The organism is Bradyrhizobium sp. I1.14.4, from assembly GCF_050435825.1.
GTDB lineage: Bacteria > Pseudomonadota > Alphaproteobacteria > Rhizobiales > Xanthobacteraceae > Bradyrhizobium.
Genome location: NZ_JBNDLA010000006.1, coordinates 84,272 through 101,383 on the forward strand (window position 1 = coordinate 84,272; position 17,112 = coordinate 101,383).

19 protein-coding genes are annotated in these 17,112 nt (G+C 64.3%); 6 read left to right on the forward strand and 13 right to left on the reverse strand.

The window, feature by feature from the left end:
- Positions 1-67: 67 nt before the first annotated feature.
- A complete protein-coding gene (rimO, locus tag ABIB78_RS14675) occupies positions 68-1,393 on the reverse strand; it encodes a 30S ribosomal protein S12 methylthiotransferase RimO (protein WP_429025535.1) in 1,326 nt (441 codons plus the stop codon).
- 120 nt (positions 1,394-1,513) lie between these two features.
- Between rimO and ABIB78_RS14680 the strand changes: the two genes are divergently transcribed.
- From ABIB78_RS14680 to ABIB78_RS14690, 3 genes are all read left to right on the forward strand, one after another.
- Complete coding sequence (locus ABIB78_RS14680; RefSeq protein ID WP_029081869.1) at positions 1,514-2,104, forward strand: ANTAR domain-containing response regulator; 591 nt, start codon at positions 1,514-1,516, stop codon at positions 2,102-2,104.
- On the forward strand, positions 2,101-3,258 hold the full coding sequence (locus ABIB78_RS14685; protein WP_429025537.1) for a CmpA/NrtA family ABC transporter substrate-binding protein: 1,158 nt from the start codon (positions 2,101-2,103) through the stop codon (positions 3,256-3,258). Before ABIB78_RS14680 ends, ABIB78_RS14685 begins: the two co-directional genes overlap by 4 nt.
- 341 nt (positions 3,259-3,599) lie before the next feature.
- A complete protein-coding gene (locus ABIB78_RS14690) occupies positions 3,600-3,752 on the forward strand; it encodes a hypothetical protein (RefSeq protein WP_429025540.1) in 153 nt (50 codons plus the stop codon).
- Positions 3,753-3,826: 74 nt separating this feature from the next.
- Here the strand turns inward: ABIB78_RS14690 and ABIB78_RS14695 are convergent, their stop codons facing one another.
- The 4 genes from ABIB78_RS14695 to pxpB form a co-directional block, all read right to left on the reverse strand.
- Entirely contained in the window at positions 3,827-4,249 is a 423-nt protein-coding gene (locus tag ABIB78_RS14695; protein ID WP_429025542.1) for a hypothetical protein, read from the reverse strand.
- A 150-nt stretch (positions 4,250-4,399) separates the two neighbouring features.
- Positions 4,400-5,173 carry a LamB/YcsF family protein gene (locus ABIB78_RS14700; RefSeq protein ID WP_429025543.1) on the reverse strand — a complete coding sequence of 258 codons (774 nt, stop codon included), beginning with the start codon at positions 5,171-5,173 and terminating at the stop codon, positions 4,400-4,402.
- A gap of 30 nt (positions 5,174-5,203) precedes the next feature.
- A complete protein-coding gene (locus tag ABIB78_RS14705) occupies positions 5,204-6,247 on the reverse strand; it encodes a biotin-dependent carboxyltransferase family protein (protein ID WP_429025545.1) in 1,044 nt (347 codons plus the stop codon).
- Positions 6,244-6,975 carry a 5-oxoprolinase subunit PxpB gene (pxpB, locus tag ABIB78_RS14710; RefSeq protein WP_429025546.1) on the reverse strand — a complete coding sequence of 244 codons (732 nt, stop codon included), beginning with the start codon at positions 6,973-6,975 and terminating at the stop codon, positions 6,244-6,246. The genes ABIB78_RS14705 and pxpB overlap by 4 nt, the downstream gene beginning before the upstream one ends.
- Positions 6,976-7,187: 212 nt before the next feature.
- Here pxpB and ABIB78_RS14715 point away from each other — a divergent pair, with 212 nt between their 5' ends.
- Both ABIB78_RS14715 and ABIB78_RS14720 read left to right on the forward strand, forming a co-directional pair.
- A complete protein-coding gene (locus tag ABIB78_RS14715; protein WP_429025548.1) occupies positions 7,188-7,886 on the forward strand; it encodes a ribonuclease activity regulator RraA in 699 nt (232 codons plus the stop codon).
- 23 nt (positions 7,887-7,909) lie between these two features.
- On the forward strand, positions 7,910-8,314 hold the full coding sequence (locus ABIB78_RS14720) for a (R)-mandelonitrile lyase (protein WP_429025550.1): 405 nt from the start codon (positions 7,910-7,912) through the stop codon (positions 8,312-8,314).
- A gap of 70 nt (positions 8,315-8,384) precedes the next feature.
- Here ABIB78_RS14720 and ABIB78_RS14725 read toward each other — a convergent pair whose 3' ends face one another.
- Positions 8,385-9,188 (reverse strand): DUF2147 domain-containing protein, encoded by an 804-nt coding sequence (locus ABIB78_RS14725; RefSeq protein WP_429025551.1) that lies wholly within the window; start codon positions 9,186-9,188, stop codon positions 8,385-8,387.
- A 179-nt stretch (positions 9,189-9,367) separates the two neighbouring features.
- Positions 9,368-10,141, reverse strand: a complete 774-nt coding sequence (locus ABIB78_RS14730) for a transporter substrate-binding domain-containing protein (RefSeq protein ID WP_429025553.1) — start codon at positions 10,139-10,141, stop codon at positions 9,368-9,370.
- An 86-nt stretch (positions 10,142-10,227) separates the two neighbouring features.
- Here ABIB78_RS14730 and ABIB78_RS14735 point away from each other — a divergent pair, with 86 nt between their 5' ends.
- Positions 10,228-10,752, forward strand: coding sequence for a DUF1993 domain-containing protein (locus ABIB78_RS14735; RefSeq protein WP_429025554.1), 525 nt, complete (start codon positions 10,228-10,230; stop codon positions 10,750-10,752).
- Here the strand turns inward: ABIB78_RS14735 and ABIB78_RS14740 are convergent.
- From ABIB78_RS14740 to ABIB78_RS14765, 6 genes are all read right to left on the reverse strand, one after another.
- Positions 10,749-11,366, reverse strand: a complete 618-nt coding sequence (locus ABIB78_RS14740) for a hypothetical protein (RefSeq protein ID WP_429025556.1) — start codon at positions 11,364-11,366, stop codon at positions 10,749-10,751. The genes ABIB78_RS14735 and ABIB78_RS14740 overlap by 4 nt on opposite strands.
- Before the next feature lie 177 nt (positions 11,367-11,543).
- Positions 11,544-12,968, reverse strand: coding sequence for an amidase (locus tag ABIB78_RS14745; protein WP_429025559.1), 1,425 nt, complete (start codon positions 12,966-12,968; stop codon positions 11,544-11,546).
- 69 nt (positions 12,969-13,037) lie between these two features.
- Positions 13,038-14,027, reverse strand: a complete 990-nt coding sequence (locus tag ABIB78_RS14750; RefSeq protein WP_429025561.1) for a hydroxyacid dehydrogenase — start codon at positions 14,025-14,027, stop codon at positions 13,038-13,040.
- A gap of 29 nt (positions 14,028-14,056) precedes the next feature.
- The gene (locus ABIB78_RS14755) at positions 14,057-15,157 is read right to left on the reverse strand and encodes an ABC transporter ATP-binding protein (protein WP_429025562.1); all 1,101 of its coding nucleotides are present in this window, start codon (positions 15,155-15,157) and stop codon (positions 14,057-14,059) included.
- A 20-nt stretch (positions 15,158-15,177) separates the two neighbouring features.
- A complete protein-coding gene (locus ABIB78_RS14760; RefSeq protein ID WP_429025564.1) occupies positions 15,178-16,089 on the reverse strand; it encodes a carbohydrate ABC transporter permease in 912 nt (303 codons plus the stop codon).
- Positions 16,089-17,027 (reverse strand): carbohydrate ABC transporter permease, encoded by a 939-nt coding sequence (locus tag ABIB78_RS14765; protein WP_429025565.1) that lies wholly within the window; start codon positions 17,025-17,027, stop codon positions 16,089-16,091. Before ABIB78_RS14765 ends, ABIB78_RS14760 begins: the two co-directional genes overlap by 1 nt.
- Positions 17,028-17,112 lie beyond the last annotated feature (85 nt).

Below are 17,112 nucleotides of genomic sequence, written 5' to 3' on the forward strand. Positions count from 1 at the left end.
TGCGGCCAGGTTCACCGGAGCGGAGGATGCCTGGCAGCCGTGGGGGTTTTGAAGGATCGGACTGGAGCTAGAATCCGGCGACGCTGCCATGCAGGTCGTATTCGTCGGCGCGCTCGATCTTCGCGGTAACGATCTCACCGACCTTCAGCGGGCGGCGGCTGGTGAGGTAGACCGCGCCGTCGATGTCAGGCGCGTCGGCCTTTGACCGGCCCTTGGCGACGGTCGGACCGACCTCGTCGATGATGACCTGCTGGCGGGTGCCGACCTTGCGTTTCAGGCGCCGGGTCGAAATCTTCTGCTGCCGCGCCATCAGCGCATTCCAGCGCTCCTGCTTGACCTCGTCGGGCACGGCATTGCCGATCGCATTCGATGCGGCGCCGGCGACCGGCTCGTATTTGAAGCAGCCGAGGCGGTCGATTCCGGCTTCATCGAGCCAGTCGAGCAGATAGGCGAAATCGGAATCGGTCTCGCCGGGGAAGCCGACGATGAAGGTCGAGCGCAGCGTCAGCTCCGGGCATTGCTCGCGCCACTTCTGGATCCGCGCCAGCGTCTTCTCCTGGGCGGCCGGACGCTTCATGGCGCGGAGCACGTCCGGGCTCGCATGCTGGAAGGGGATGTCGAGATAGGGCAGCACCTTGCCTTCGGTCATGAGGCCGATGACCTCGTCGACATGCGGGTAGGGGTAGACATATTGCAGCCGCACCCAGGCGCCGAGCTCGCCGAGCTCCTTGGCGAGATCGAAGAATTTCGCGCGCACGTTGCGATCCTGCCACGAGCTCTCGGCGTATTTCAGATCGACGCCATAGGCCGAGGTGTCTTGCGAGATGACGAGCAATTCCTTGACGCCGGCCTTCACCAGCTTCTCGGCCTCGCGCAGCACGTCGTTGGCCGGCCGCGACACCAGGTCGCCGCGCAGTTTCGGGATGATGCAGAAGCTGCAGCGGTTGTTGCAGCCTTCGGAGATCTTCAAATAGGCGTAGTGGCGCGGCGTCAGCTTGACGCCCTGCGGCGGCACCAGGTCGAGATGCGGGTTGTGCGCCGGCGGCAGCGCGCGGTGCACGGCGTCCAGCACGCTCTCATATTGCTGAGGCCCCGTGATCGAGAGCACGCCGGGGTAGGCGCTCTCGATCTGCTCCGGCTCGGCGCCCATGCAGCCGGTGACGATGACCTTGCCGTTCTCGGCCATGGCCTCGCCGATCGCCGCGAGCGATTCCTGCTTGGCGCTGTCGAGGAAGCCGCAAGTGTTGACGATGACGATGTCAGCGCCGTCATGCTTGCGCGCGAGCTCATAGCCTTCAGCACGCAGCCGGGTGATGATACGCTCGGAATCGACCAGCGCCTTGGGACACCCCAAGGACACAAAGCTCACTTTCGGCGCGGCCGCCTCTTGCATATCTACCCAAATCTGCCTGATTGATGGGCAGGAGCTAGTCCCAATTGCCGAGAATTACAACCCTTTCCGGGGGCTTCCGGCATGATATGGATGGCTTTGCCGGGTCCTTAAGAGTCGTCGATGAGCGCTGAGTCGTCTCCCAAGATCGTCATAGTCGACGAGAGCCCGATCCGTGCCGCCATCCTCGAGGAGGGGCTGCGGGAGGCCGGCTATACCGACGTCGTCCATATCAGCGAGATGCAGAGCCTGCTCTCGCGGATCTACGCGCTCGACCCCGATATCATCGTCATCGACCTCGAGAACCCCAGCCGCGACGTGCTGGAACAAATGTTCCAGGTCAGCCGTGCGGTCCGCCGGCCGATCGCGATGTTCGTCGACCAGAGCGACGCCGCCTCGATCCAGGCGTCGGTGGAGGCGGGTGTCTCGGCCTACATCGTCGACGGCCTCAAAAAAGAGCGCATGAAGCCGATCCTCGATCTCTGCGTGTCCCGCTTCAATGCTTTCTCCAAGTTGCAGGACGAACTCGACCGCACCAAGCATGCGCTGGAGGAGCGCAAGGTGATCGACCGCGCCAAGGGCATCCTGATGAAGGTGAAGGGGCTGACCGAGGAGGAGGCCTATGTGCTGATGCGCTCGACCGCGATGCGCGAGAAAAAGAAGATCGGCGAGATCGCGCAATCGATTCTGACGGCGTCGGAGCTCTTGAAATGACCACACACTTGCGCATCGGGTTCATTCCGCTGGTGGACGCTGCCGCCCTGATCGTCGCTGTCGACAAGGGATTTGCCGCGGCCGAAGGCCTCGACGTCACGCTGGTCCGCGAAGTGTCGTGGTCGAATGTCCGCGACAAGCTCAATATCGGCCTGTTCGACGCCGCCCATCTGCTGGCGCCGGTGGCAATCGCCTCCAGCCTTGGGCTCGGCCACGTCAAGGTGCCGATCGCGGCGCCGTTCAATCTCGGGCTCAATGGCAACGCCATCACGGTATCGCCGGCACTGCACGCGGCGCTGATGGAAGAGATCGAGGGCGACCGCTTCGACCCGATGGCGACCTCGCAGGCGCTTGCCCGTGTCGTGGCGAAGCGGCGGAAGAGCGGGGCAGAGCCGTTGACCTTCGGCATGACCTTCCCATTCTCGACCCACAATTATCAGCTGCGGTTCTGGATGGCGGCCGGCGGCGTCGATCCGGACGAGGACGTCCAGCTCGTGGTGCTGCCGCCGCCTTACATGGTGGACAGTCTCGCCAACGGCCATGTCGACGCGTTCTGCGTCGGCGCGCCCTGGAATTCGGTTGCGGTCGATCTCGGCATCGGCCATATCCTGCACTTCGTCTCCGACATTCTGCTCAGTGCGGTCGAGAAGGTGCTGGCGGTGCGCCAGACCTGGTCGGAGACGCATCCCGACGCCGTGGCGTCGCTGGTGCGTGCGCATCTGCGCGCCGCGGAATTCATTGAGCAGCCCGAGAACCGGCCCGAGGTGGCGCGCATCCTGGCGCAGCCCGAGCGGCTCGGCGTCGACGCCGGCGTCATCCAGCGCACGCTCGACGGCCGGCTGAAGATCTCACCCGACGGCACGCTGCGCGAAAGCAATCGCTACCTGTTGGTCGGGCGCGAGGCGGCCACGCGGCCTGACCCGGGGCAGGCGGCCTGGCTCTACGCGCAGATGGTTCGCTGGGGCCAGACGCCGTATCGGCCGGAGGCGCTGAAGGCCGCCATGGCCGCATTCAGGCCGGACCTCTACGACGCCGCGTCGGGGCGCCCGGCTGGGACCCCCAACGCCATCGGTGCGTTCGCCGGTCCGCCGTTCGACCCCGGCGACATTCCGGGTCATCTGGCGGCGTTCAAGATCGGGCGCTGGAAGCCCTGAGCGCGGTGCAGCGGCCGCTTCCACCGGGACGTGCAGAGCTGGTGCGTTTTGTTGCCGGGACAAGGATGAGCAACAGACACGGCAGCGGCCGCGCCTAAGCCATCCACCTCCGGCTCCTTTGCATGGGGTTGTTTTCGAGATTTTCGGTTATTGCGGGACTGGCGCGGGTTCCCGACGCCTCGAATTGCAACGAATAAGATTCTCGGCCGAGTGCACGGCAAAGAATTTTTCTCTCGGAACCGTGTTCCCGAAGGCGGCGGCATCGCTATTTTTGTCGCCCGCTTGAATCAGCGTGCGAACGATATTCCATATGTTCAAGAATGGGGCGTTGGAGATCGACCATGCGCGAGCTATCGGCGGAAGCCCGCCTGCACTTTTACGCGCGACATATTTCAAGGAAGTCCGGAAGCGGAATTCACACGGCGGCGCTCTACAGCGCCTTTGCAGTGATCGCGGCGATCGTGTTCGGCACGCTGTCCGTCCACCCGTTCTGAGCCACGCAGAGAATTGAGAAGCCGCTGTCTGATGACGTCAGGCGGCGGCTTTGTGTTGGCTGCACGCTGACGGCTCAGTAGCCGTAGCCGCGACCATATCCGTAGCCGTAGCCATATCCGCCGCCGCAGGTGTTGCAGGTCGGCTGGACCGGCGCGTAATAGGAATAGCCCGGCGAGACCATCTGGGTGCGTTCCTGGGTGGCGTATTGCGGCGCGATGCGCTCGTAGGCGACGCCTTCGGGCGCGACCATCACGGTCTGCGGCACCATCACGGTACGATACTGCGCCGGCGTGCGATGCGCGATGACGCGGCCCGGCGCCACCATCACGGTTTCCTGCACGGTGCGATACTGCGGCGGCACGCTCTGCACCCGATAGCAAGTCGTGCAGGGCTGGGGCGGCGGCGTATAGCAGCCGTAGCAGCCGGCGGAGGCCGCGCTGGTGAAGGCGGCCATGGCAACCGCAGCAATTGCGAGGGAGAGGCTGGTGCGGAACATGCTTTCGTACCCAATTTCCTGAGAGGACAATCAAAGGCTCGGAAGCTGCACCTAACAATCAAACAGCAAGTTTGGGTTTAAGAAGACTCTTAACGGAATCTAAAGGGGCCGGCGTGGCGGCCGGCCCTCTTCAGCCCATGCGTGTGCAGCTCAGTGCGCGGTCTTGAACGGCGCAACTGTGATCCCGTTTTTCTTCAGCGCCTCGCGCAGGCCGCGCGCGATCTCGACCGCACCATGCGTGTCGCCATGGATGCACACGGTATCGGTCTGCATCTTGATCACCTTGCCGGTGACCGAGACGACCGCGCCATCCTGCACCATCCGCACCACACGCTCGGCGATCGCCTTGGGATCGTGCAGCACCGCGCCGGGCTTCTTGCGTGAGACCAGATTGCCGTCGTCCTCGTAAGCGCGGTCGGCAAACACTTCATGTGCCATCCGCAGATTGGCGGCTTCACCCGCGCGCACGAGCTTCGAGTTGGCGAGCACCACGAACACGAGGCCGGGATCGACCGCCTTGATCGCGCTGGCGATCGATCGCGCGGTCATGTCATCCTCGCAGGCAACGTTGGACAGCGCGCCATGCGCCTTGACATGGGTGACCTTGTGGCCGGCCGCGGTCGCGATCGCCTGCAGCGCGCCGATCTGATAGGCGACCAGGTTCTCGATCTCCGACGAGGTCAACCCGGGCACCGGGCGGCGGCCGAACCCGTGCAGGTCGCGATAGCCGGGATGGGCGCCAACGCTGACACCGCGCGCCTTCGCGAGCTCGACCGTCTTGCGCATGATGTCGGCGTCGCCGGCATGGAAGCCGCAGGCGACGTTGACCGAGGTCGCTAGCTCGATCATCGCGGCGTCATTGCCCATTTCCCAGGGGCCGAAACTTTCGCCGAGATCGCAGTTGAGGTCGATGGTTGAGGTCATGACGATCGATCCGTTGCTATTGGTGTTGATCTAGTTGGGCACCGCTGCAGCGACTTGCCACGTCACAGCGTCGACCGCGCTGACTGCCTGGCCTGCGACGTTGGCATCCCTGAGCGCCTCGATATTGAGGCCGGAACCCTCGATGCCGCGCAGCCAGTCTGGCAGGGAGCGCAGCAGTTCCTGGAATCTCTTCGCCTCGGCCTGCGCTTCCGCCATCGTCACCGCCCTGAAACGAAACGAGCGCCCAGCGGGGATTTGCGCGAAGCGGCCGAAATCGGCCGTGATCACGGTCGCGATCTTCGGATAGCCGCCAGTGGTGGGGCGATCCGGCATCAGCACAAGCGGCTGGCCGTTGCCGGGCACCTGGATGCTGCCGTTCACCATGCCGTCCGACACGATGTTGTGTCCGTGCAGGTGCTTGATGACGGGGCCTTCGAGCCGGTAGCCCATGCGGTCGCTGGTCGCGGAAATTGTCCATTCGCTGTCGAGGAACAGGTTCTTGCTGTCCTCGGCGAATTCGTCGTCCTGCGGTCCGAACACGACGCGGATCGGCGCATCGGAGGCGGCCGGCAATTCGATGCGGCGCTCGGGCGCGCCGCTGGCGGCCTGCGTCTTCAATTCGTCGCCGCTTTGCAGCGGCCGCGGGTAGGGGCTGCCGAGCCCGGCGCGGGCATTGACGGCGAGGCTGCCGAACATCGGTTCGCCCTCGATGCCGCCTTCGATCGCGAGATAACTGAACGAGCTGCCGCGGGCGAAGCCGAGGTTGAGCGTCTCGCCTTCGGCGAGCGTCGCCGAACTGTCGAATGCGATCGGCTGGCCACCGATATCAGCATTGCGTGACGCGCCGGCGAGGCCGACACGCACGGCGCCACCGCGCGCGGTGAAGGTGGCGCCGAACGGGCCGATCTCGACTGCGGCGGCGAACAGGTCGTTGCCGACCAACGTGTTGGCGGCAGCCAGCGAAAGCCGGTCCATCGCGCCGCTCGGCGTCAGGCCGTAGCGCTGCGAGCCCGGACGTCCGCCGTCCTGCACCGAACTCGCAGGACCGATCGAGGTGACGACGAGTTTGGTCATGGCGTCACCAGCTCCGCGACGATCTCGCCGGCCTCGGCGGCGCGGTCCTGTTCCGCAAAGGTCTTGGCGTCGACCGAAGTGAAGGTGATGGCGTCACCCGGTCTGAGCAGGAAGATCGGATCGCGATGGAACTGGTAGGTCCTGACGGCGGTACGGCCGAGCAGATGCCAGCCGCTCGGGCCGGCAAGGCACTGCACGCCGGTTTGCACGCCGCCGATCGAGATGGTGCCGGCCGGCGTCAGCAGACGCGGGTCCTTCCTGCGTGGCATGTGCAGTAATTTGTCGAGCCCGCTGAGATAGGACCAGCCGGGCGTGAAGCCGATCATCGCGACGCGGTAATCGCTGGCGACATGGCGCGCAACGATGTCGTCCGGCGTGGTAGCGAGGGCTTTGGCCATAGCCTCGAGATCAATGCCGTGCTCGCCGCCATAGGCGACGGGGATGCGCCAGCGCCGGGCACTGATCGCGGTCGGGCGCGCCTTCGCGGCACGCGCGAGCAGTTGCTCGCCGAGTGCGTCGAACCCGATCTGCACGGGATCGTAATGCACCAGCAGCGACCGGTAGGTCGGCACGGTCTCGGTGATGCCGGCGATCGGCTCGGTGGCGATCACGCGGTCGAGCGCGAGCACTCGCCGGTTGGCGGCGTCGTCGATGGTGCGGCTGAATTCCACCGTGATGGCGCTGTCGCCACTCGGCAAAAGGCGGGGAGGACTTAAGGGTTCGGCCATTGGATCAAGCGGTGTCGTCAGCCATCAAGCTAGCGTGTTTCGATTCAAAACGGAATTCGCTTCGTGCAAAATGATGCAGCAACTTCAATAAATTAATCGGCATGCCGGCGATAAATTTGGATGATCGCAGGATTTTCGCGCAGCCCTTGACGCAAAGCCTTTGCCCGGCAACATGCGGCGGTCTTTTCCTCCCATCGGAGCAAGCTTTCCAGATGTCACTGTCCGCCGAAGCGATCGCGACGCTGTCGCACGTGTCCACCGCCACCATCACCACCGTCCTGCTCAAGAAGGGCCTGCGCAACATCTGGATGCGCGGCACCAAGCCGCTGAAGCCCGGGCAGAAGCGGCTGGTCGGACCCGCCTTCACGCTGCGCTTCGTGCCGGCTCGCGAGGATCTGGCGACCCCGGAATCCTGGTCGTCGCCGATCTCGACCCGCACCGCGATCGAGGCGATGCCGGCAGGCTGCATTGCCGTGATCGATGCCATGGGCATCACCGACGCCGGCGTTTTCGGTGACATCCTCTGCGCGCGCATGGTCAAGCGCGGGGTGACGGCGCTGATCACCGATGGCGTGGTGCGCGACGTTGAAGGCGTGCTCGGCACCGGTCTGCCCGTCTGGTGCGACGGCTACGCCGCTCCGCCGTCGGTCGCAGGCCTGACCTTCGTCGGCTGGGGCGAACCGGTCGGCTGCGGTGGCGTTGCCGTGTTTCCGAACGACGTGGTGGTTGCCGACCAGGACGGCGCGGTGCTGATTCCGCAGGCATTCCTCGACCTTGTGCTGGCCGAAGGGCCCGAGCAGGAACGGATGGAAGCCTGGATCGTCAACGAGGTGAACAATGGCGGCCAGTTGCCCGGCCTGTATCCGATGAACGCCGAGACCAAGGCGCGCTACGCCGCAACCAAGAAATAACGTCAAGAGAGGGAGGTAACCCCATGGATATCCACGTTTCTGGCTCGCGGCCAACCCGCCGCGCGCCGAAGGAGCATTTCACCGGCAGCGTGCTGCAGGACCCGATCAATATGGCACCCGCGCCGGCACGGCTGAACGCCTCGCGGGTGTCATTCGAGCCCGGTGCGCGCACCGCCTGGCACACCCATCCGCTCGGGCAGACACTGTATGTGATCTCCGGTATCGGCCGGGTGCAGGCCAAGGGCGGGCCGATCAGGGAGATCCGGCCCGGCGACGTCGTCTGGATTCCGCCGAACGAGAAGCACTGGCACGGCGCCTCGCCGGACAACAGCATGACCCATGTCGCCATGCAGGAAGCGCTCGACGGCGTGTTTTCGACCTGGATGGAGCACGTCACCGACGAGGAATACAACGGCAAGATCGGCTGACACGCTGCAGCGAACCAAGAAGTAAAGCCCCGCTCTTGAGCGGGACTTTTCTTTCGCGATGTCGCGTGGATCAATTCGTCCGCGTCCAGGTCTGGCCGCCGCAGAACATGCCGCCGAACGCGCAGCCCTGGACGCGCAGCGTATCGGGGCTCTTCATCGCGATTGTGGAATCATAGGTGCTGCCGCTGTTCGGATCGAAGATGCGGCCGCTCCATCTGTCCTTGCCCGGTTTCATGTTGATCAGAACCTGTTCGCCGTTGGCGTTCGATTTCTTGTCGACCGAGTAGCCGCAGAGATTGGCGCCGCATTGCTCGATGCGAACTTTGCCTTCCTTCTCCTCGGTCAGCCAGACGCCGAGCGGCGAATTGGCGGATTGCACGGAGTTCGTTGCCGACTTGGCCACGGGAGCGCCCGGCGGCGGGACGGCGCCGACCGTCAGCGCCGGCGCGGTCTTTGCCGCCGGCGCTGCGTCTTGCTGGACGGCAGGCGGCGCGGGCGGTGATGGCGATGTGGTCGCTGCCGTGGCGGACGATGCGCTCGTGCCGGCCGGCTCAGCTGTTGCTGGCGCTGCCGGGGCAGCGGCACGATCAACAGCAGCCGGAGAGGGTGATGCAGCCGTCGCGGGTGGCGTAACAGGCATAGCAGGAGAATCCGTCTTGGCGTTCTTCGGAGCCGTCTCGCGCTTCTGCTCGGCGTCCTTGCTCTTGGCGCGCTTGGTGTGGCGGCCCGTATTGTCGTAGACGCCGGGGATCGAAACCGTTCCGCGATCGGGATCGATGCGAATGGTGCGGCCGCCGTAATCGAACGTGTACTGCGCCTGCGCTGCGGCCGTGCTCGCCAGCACAAGCGTGGCGACCGCCAGAAGCTTTTTCATCTTGACCTCCAGTGCAGGGAACCCGGTCGCAAGGCTATGTGGTGACCGCTCCGTTGAACGTGACCCAAATCACGGTCAGAACATGAGTCGTGTCCTCGCGGCTTAGGTTCAAATCAGTGGATCGCGGTCTGGTTTCAGGCCGTGCGCATCAATTTATGAGCGTGCGCGTTCGATGCGGGCTATTCGAACCACGCAGCGTAGATCTTCGCGTAGCTGCCGTCTTCGTGCGCGATGTGAAGCCACTGGTCGACGAACGCCTTCAATGCGACGTCGCGCTGCATCCAGTAGGCCTTTTCCGCGAAGTCGAACGGCTTGTCGGGATGCACAGCGCAGAGCACGCCGGGGTGCAGCTTCTGCTGATAGCGCGTCTCGGACGCGTCGGTCATCATCAGGTCGGCGTCGCCCTTCGCGATCTCGTCGAAGATCTTGGTGTTGTCGTTGAAGACACGGATGTCGGCGGCCTTCACATTGGCGCGCGCGAAGCGTTCATTGGTGCCGCCGGGATTGACGATGACGCGGGTGCCGGGCTTGTCGAGCTCGGCGATCGTCTCAAACTTGCCGTTATCGGCGCAGCGTGCGATCGGCGTCTTGCCTTCGCGCATGATCGGGGTCGAGAACAGGCCTTTCTTCTGCCGCTCGTAGGTGATGGAGATGCCGCCCATCGCGACGTCGAAATCGTCGGCCTCGAAATCCTTCATCATCTGCGGCCACGATGTCGGCACGAACTCAACCTTGACGCCGAGCGCCTTGCCGAGCGATTGCGCCATGTCGACGTCGAAGCCGCGGAACGTCTTCGTCTCCTTGTCGAATGCAGTGAAGGGCAGGTAGTCGCCGGTCATGCCGACGCGCAGCGTGCCGCGCTTGACGATCTCGTCGAGCCGGGACGGTGCCTGCTGCGCATGCGCGGCGGTCAGGAGCAAGGCGAGGGCGAGGCCGGCCAGCGCGCGAAACATCAAACTTCTCCGTCAATTCCGATGACATGTCGCTGCGGAGCATTTAGACCAGATGGGATGATCGAGCCAGCATAACGGGCGCACAGGTGACCATCTCGCTCCACGAAACCTCCGTCGGCGTCTATGTGCCGTATCTGCGCAATCTTTCCGCGTTGCTCGATCACGCGAACGCCTACGCCCAGGCTCGCAAGATCGAACCTGAAGTGCTGCTCGGAATGCGGCTGGCTCCGAACATGTACAGCTTTCGCCAGCAGGTCGGGGAAGCGAACCGGCATGTCGTTCTGAGCTGCGCGTTGCTGGCAGAGTGCGCTCCGTTGGTCTTCGCCGATGCGGCGCCCGGCGTCACCGAGCTGAAAGCGCGGATTGCGGCCACGATTGATTTTGTGCAGAGCCTGCCGCGGGAGGTGATCGACTCCGCCGCCGACAAGGATGTCGTATTCACGTTCCGGAGCGGCGCAACCAGGCCATTCACAGGCAAGTCCCTGATTCTGACCTTCAGCGTCCCGCAGTTTTTCTTCCATGTCGCAACGGCCTACGACATTCTTCGCCATGCCGGCGTCGATCTCGCGAAGAAGGACTTTCTGGGACCGCCAAGGCCCACGCAGGGCTAGCCCTCGCTGCTCTCCCTGGCCTGCATGAGAGTCGCGGTGCGGCTGATCATCTCGTGCTTGAAATGCTCGAAGCGGCGCCGCGCTTCGGCCTCGCGATCATCGACGAATTTGATCGCGGCGTCCTTGTCCATCGGGCCGTTGACAAGCGGGGTCGATCCCTCGCCGACAGTCTCGTCGACATAGTATCGGCCGTCGTCCTCGCGCACCGTCCAGCGGAACCGCAGCGCGGCCATCGGACCTGGGCCGGACTTCGAATAGCCGTTGGCTTCGATCGGTTGGGGCGCCTGGATGGGCTCTGGCTCGCTTGGTGCTGGCTCGCTTGGCTCCGGTTCTTTTGGCTCGGACAGTTCGCCCGGCTCGGGCTGCGCGATCGGCGGCGGCTCGACCGCCGTCGGCTCAGCGGGCTCGACCGCGACGGACACAACTTCGACGGAGGCGGCCTCGACGGACGATGGCAGGGGCGGTGGCATCGCTATGGAGACCGGCAGCTCCTCCACGGGCTCAGCGGCCTCATCCGCCGTCTTGTCGGATGTTTTGGCCGTATCGGGAGGTGTCTTCGTCTGGTCGAGAATGCTCGCGATCGCGGCAAGCGCATTGTCGGTCGGGTCATTCACGGTTCGGTCTCCTGGGCATGTCGCCGGCGGAATCGCGCCGACGCCCGTCCTATCTACCTGATCTGACTACCCTTTGTCAGCCCGGCGCTTCGTGCTCTGACTGAATCAGAGCGGAAGCTCCAAGTTTCTGTCTGACGCGTTTTCGTGACGCAAACCGGGGTCCACTCGAGAACGCTCCTACGCACAGACCGGCGGGCGACGGTCCTTCCAGGGGCGGACCTGTTCGAGCTGGCCGGCCAGGCGGAACAGCAGCCCTTCCTCGCCGAGCTTGGCCGCGAACATCATACCGAGCGGCAAATCGGCCTTGTTCCAGGCCAGCGGAACCGACATCGCCGGCTGCCCGGACATGTTGAACATCGAGGTGCCCGGCATGTAGCGGCGCAAGACCGGCGCGATGTGGGTGAGGTCCTCGGACATCGTGTTCAATTCGCCAAGGCGGAGCGGCGGCGCGCACAGGGTCGGGCTGAGGAAGATGTCGCAGCCCTGGAAGAACGTCGCTAGCCCACGTGAGATCTGGAACGCCGCAAGCTGCGCGGCGACGTAATCTGCCGGCGTCATCTTGACCGAGTTCTGGCCGCTGGCGAGCGTCAGTCGCTCGACATCGTCCGACGTCAGTGCGCGCCCGACACGCTGCTCGAGCAGGCGTATGGTCAGAGCCGTGTTGCCGCCGACGATGGTCGTCATGACCGCAGCGGGATCGGCCGCGAGCGGCGGCGCCCGCTCCTCGACATGGTGGCCGAGGCCCGCCAGCAGCTTGGCAATGTCGCGGACTGCCGCGGCGATCTCCGGATCAATGGCGTCGCCATAGGGCGATTTGTCGGTGAAGCTGATGCGCAAATGGCCGGGATCGCGGCCGACCTCCTGAGAAAACGGCCGCTCCGGCGGCGGCGCAACGTAGAGGCTCGACGGCTCCGGGCCATGGATCGCATCCATCATCACAGCGCTGTCGCGGACGCTGATGCTAAGCACGTGACCGACGGAAAAGCCGCCCCAGCCTTCGCCGCGATCGGGGCCCACCGGGTTGCGGGCGCGCGTCGGCTTCATGCCGAACACGCCGGATGCGGAGGCGGGGATACGGATCGAGCCGCCGCCATCGCTGGCATGCGCGACGGGCAGGATGCGGGCTGCGACCGCAGCTCCCGCGCCGCCGGACGAGCCGCCGGAAGAATGATCAAGATTCCAGGGATTGCGGGTCGGGCCGAACAGGCGGGATTCCGTCGTCGGCATCAGCCCGAATTCCGGGCTCGAGCTCTTGCCGAAGATCGCAAGACCCGCATCAAGGAAGCGCTGGGTCAGCGTGCCGTTGTGGTCGGCGACGAAGTCCTTGAGCAGGCTGGCGCCCGACGTGGTGCGTGTGCCCTCGAGCAGATCGAGGTCCTTCAGCAGGAACGGCACGCCGGTGAAAGGACCGTCAGGCAAACCCTTGGCGATCTGGCGCTCGGCGTGGTCGTAATGCTTGACGACGACCGCGTTGATCTTCGGATCGACCGCGGCCGTGCGCGCGATCGCTTCGTCAAGCAGCTCTTTCGGCGTCACGTCCTTCTTGCGGACGAGCTCGGCGAGACCGACCGCATCGTAGTTGCCGAATTCCTTGAAAGCCATGTGCATGCTCCACATCGCCGGGCCGATCTCGCGGGATCGGCCACGGCGCAAACGAGGAAGGCTGAACGCTCAGCCGAGGACGTCCAGGTTGATCACATTCTGGCGCAGCGGATTGCCGTCCAGCACGCTCAGGATGTTGCGCGCGGTCTGGTCGCTCATGCGATCGACGGCCTCGACGGTCACGCCGGCAACATGCGGTGCCATGATCACGTTCGGCAGGGCGTGCAGCGGCTCGCCGACCGGCGGCGGTTCGACCTCGAACACGTCGAGGCCGGCGCCCGCCAGTTTGCCCGACACCAGAGCGTCGTGCAGCGCCTTCTCATCGACGATGCCGCCGCGCGCGGTGTTGATGAGATAAGCGGTCGGCTTCATCAGCCTGATCCGCGCCGCATTGAACAGGCCGACCGTTTCGGGGTTCTTCGGGCAATGGATCGTGACGAAATCCGCGCGCTGAAGCGCTGCTTCGAGGCTCGGCACGGCCTCGCAGCCGGCCGCCGTGATCTCGCTGGCGGGCTTGAAGGGATCGTAGACCAGCACGTTCATTTCCATGGCAAGGCAGCGCTTGGCGGTGCGGGTGCCGATACGGCCGAAGCCCACGATCAGGACCGTCTTGCCGTAGAGATCGAACGGCAGCACGCCGAGACGGCTCGCCCAGGTGCCATCCCTGACCATCGCGTGCATCTCGTTCGCGCGCTTGGCCAGCGTCAGCATCATGAACAGCGCCTGCTCGGCGACCGACGGCGAGTTCGCGGTGCCGGCGACCATCAGCGGCACCTTGCGGCGCGACAATGCCGGCACATCGACGGCGTCGTAACCGACGCCGATCCGGGTCACCACCAGCATGCCTTTGGCGGCCTCCAGCTCCGCCTCGCCGAAGCGGGTCGCGCCGAGCGCCACACCATGGACCGGCGCATGCTGCTCCAGCATCGCCTGGAAATCCTTGGCCGAGATCAGGTTGGGAAATTCGATGAGTTCTACGTCGTCCCGCTCATTGAGGAGCACCCGTGCCCCCGGCGACAGAGTCTGGGTGATGAAGATCTTCTTCTTGTTGGTGGCCATTTCCTGCCCTTGAGGTTTCTTGTGCGCCGTCAAAGGACGGCGCCGGTCACCTCGTTTAGCAAATGCATATTGTTGAGGTCCACAGCCAATCGGAGCGGGCTGCCATCCTGCGCGCCGGCATTGGGATTGACCCGGCCGCAGAGCTGGGAGCCCTCGAGCGTGAAATAGACCAGGGTCTCCATGCCCATCGGCTCGGTGACGTCGAGCGTCGCGTCGAACGGCTCGATACCGGGCTCGGCATGCGGCCGGGCCTCCATGACATGCTCGGGCCGGAGGCCCAGCAACAGTTTGTCGGTGCGCGAGAGGGCTTGGTAGCGGGCGGCGCGCGCCGGCGGCAGTGGGAAGCTGAGGCGATCGGTCAGCCGCACATTGAGCTTGCCGCCGACGTCCTCGAGCCGGCACGGCACAAAATTCATCGCGGGCGAGCCGATGAAGCTGGCGACGAAGCGGGTCGCCGGTTTGTGGTAGAGCTCGTTGGGTGTACCGATCTGCTCGATCTTGCCGTGGTTCATCACCACCACGCGGTCGGCCAGCGTCATCGCCTCGACCTGGTCGTGGGTGACGTAGACGGTCGTGGTGCGGACCTTCTGATGCACCTTCTTGATCTCGATCCGCATCTGCACGCGCAGCTTGGCGTCGAGATTGGACAGCGGCTCGTCGAACAGGAACACCTTCGGATTGCGCACGATCGCACGTCCCATCGCGACGCGCTGGCGCTGGCCGCCGGAGAGCTGCTTCGGCTTGCGGTCGATCAGGTCGGTGATGTCGAGCATGCGGGCGGCTTCCGTCACCCGGCTCTTGATCTCGGCCTTGGGATAGTGCTTCAGCCGCAGCCCGAACGACATGTTCTCGGCGACCGTCATGTGCGGGTAGAGCGCGTAGTTCTGGAACACCATCGCGATGTCGCGGTCCTTCGGCGGTACGTCGTTGACGACGTCGCCGCCGATCATGATGTCACCATCGGAAATGTCCTCGAGGCCCGCGATCATCCGCAGCGTCGTCGACTTGCCGCAGCCGCTCGGTCCGACCAGCACCACGAACTCATGGTCGGCGATGTCGAGATCGATGCCGCGCACCGCCTCGACCTCGTCGTAACGTTTCACCACCTTGCGCAAACTGACGTCAGCCATGAATTCTACCCTTGTCGCGTTCAACCCTTTGTCGCACCGGCGGTCAGGCCGGCAATGTAGTAGTCCATCAGGAAGGCGTAGATGATCAGCGGCGGCGCGGCGCCGAGCAGGGCGCCGGTCATGATCTGTCCCCAGTTGAAGACGTCACCCTTGATCAGGGTCGTGATGATGCCGACCGGCAGCACGAGCTGGTCGGTCGAGGTCGTGAATACCAGCGGATAGAGGAACTGGGCCCAGGAGACGGTGAAGGCAAAGATCGTCGCCGCGATCAGGCCGGGCAGGGCGACGGGAATGAAGATCCGCGTCAGCGTCTGGAACCAGCTCGCGCCGTCGATGATCGCGGCCTCGTCGAGCTCCTTCGGGATCGAGGCGAAATAGCCGATCATGATCCAGGTGCAGAACGGCACCGTCAGCGTCGGATAGATGAACAGCAGGACATACCAGCGATTGATGAGCTGAATGCCGGTCCAGTCGCCGATCACCGCGAACATCTTGAACACCGGTATGAAGAGCAGGCTGTCCGGAATGAGATAAGTGAGGAATACGCCGGTCGCGAGCGTGGCCGAGCCCCAGAACTTCATCCGTGCCAGCGCAAAGGCTGCCGGCACACTGATCAGCATCGTGATGGTGACCACGATGATCGAGACCCAGGCTGAATTCCAGAAGAAGCGCAGGAACTGGTTCGAGGTCAGGAGCTGGATGTAGTTCTCCAATGTCGGGTGGTACACCCACCACGGGTTGGTCGCCGCCGAGATCTCCGCGCTGCCCTTGAGAGAGGTGATCAGCATGTAGAGCGGCGGCACCAGCGAGAAGATCGCAAACAGTGTCAGAAAGAAATAGGACCAGCGCAGCGCCCAGGTCCGATCGCGGCTCATGCTGCCGTACTTGACCTTACGGGTCGGTCCGGACTTGTCGATCGTTACCGTGCTCATCAGGATTCGTTCCCGCGTTTGGTGATGTCGCGCAGGATGAAGATCGCCGCGACCGCGAGGATCGGCACCATGAACAGCGAGACACTGGCGCCGAGCGGAATGTCACTGCCCTCGATGCCGACGCGGAACGCCCAGGTTGCGAAGATGTGGGTGTGGTCGAGCGGCCCGCCCGCGGTCAGGATTCGCACGATGTCGAAATTCGCGAAGGTCACGATCAGCGAGAACAGCGTCGTGATCGCGATGATGTTGCGCATCATCGGCAAGGTCACATACCAGATGCGCTGCCACCAATTGGCACCGTCGATCGCGGCCGCCTCATAGAGCTGTTCGGGCACCGATTTCAGCGCCGCCAGATACATGATCATGAAGAATGGCGCGCCGTACCAGACGTTGACCAGGATCACCGAGAAGCGCGCCCACATCGCGTCGCCGGTCCACGGGATCGGGCCAATGCCGAAGAAGGAAAGCGTGTAGTTGAAGGCGCTGTAGGAAGGGTCGAACAGCCACAGCCAGGCCAGCGTGCTCATGGCCGGCGGGATCACCCATGGCACCAGCAGCATGCCGCGCCACTTGCGCTGCTTGTTGGCGGGCACGTTGTGCACGAAATGCGCGACGATGAAGCCGATCAGCGCTTTGAACACCACCGCCGAGATCGCGAATATGCAGGATTGCTTGACCACCAGCCAGAAGGTCTCGCGCTTGAACAGGAATTCGAAGTTGCCGAAGCCGACGAACTTGGTCATCGCCTTGTTCAGCGTCGCGAGGTGCAAGGAATAGAGGGCCGGGTAGAGTACGAGAACCGCGATCAAGAGGATCAGCGGCAGCGTCATCAGAAACGCCGCAGTAGACTTGCGCTTGAGCGCTTTGTGCAGACCGGAGCGTTTGCGCCCAGCTTGCGCGGCCGCGGCGCGGTTCGGTTGAAATGCGACATCAACCATGATGCATCTTCCTCGCCCAATTTATTATTGCAACGCAACGGCCCTTTCGGCTCGCCGATCGCCTGCGGCCTTCCGATCGCATCGG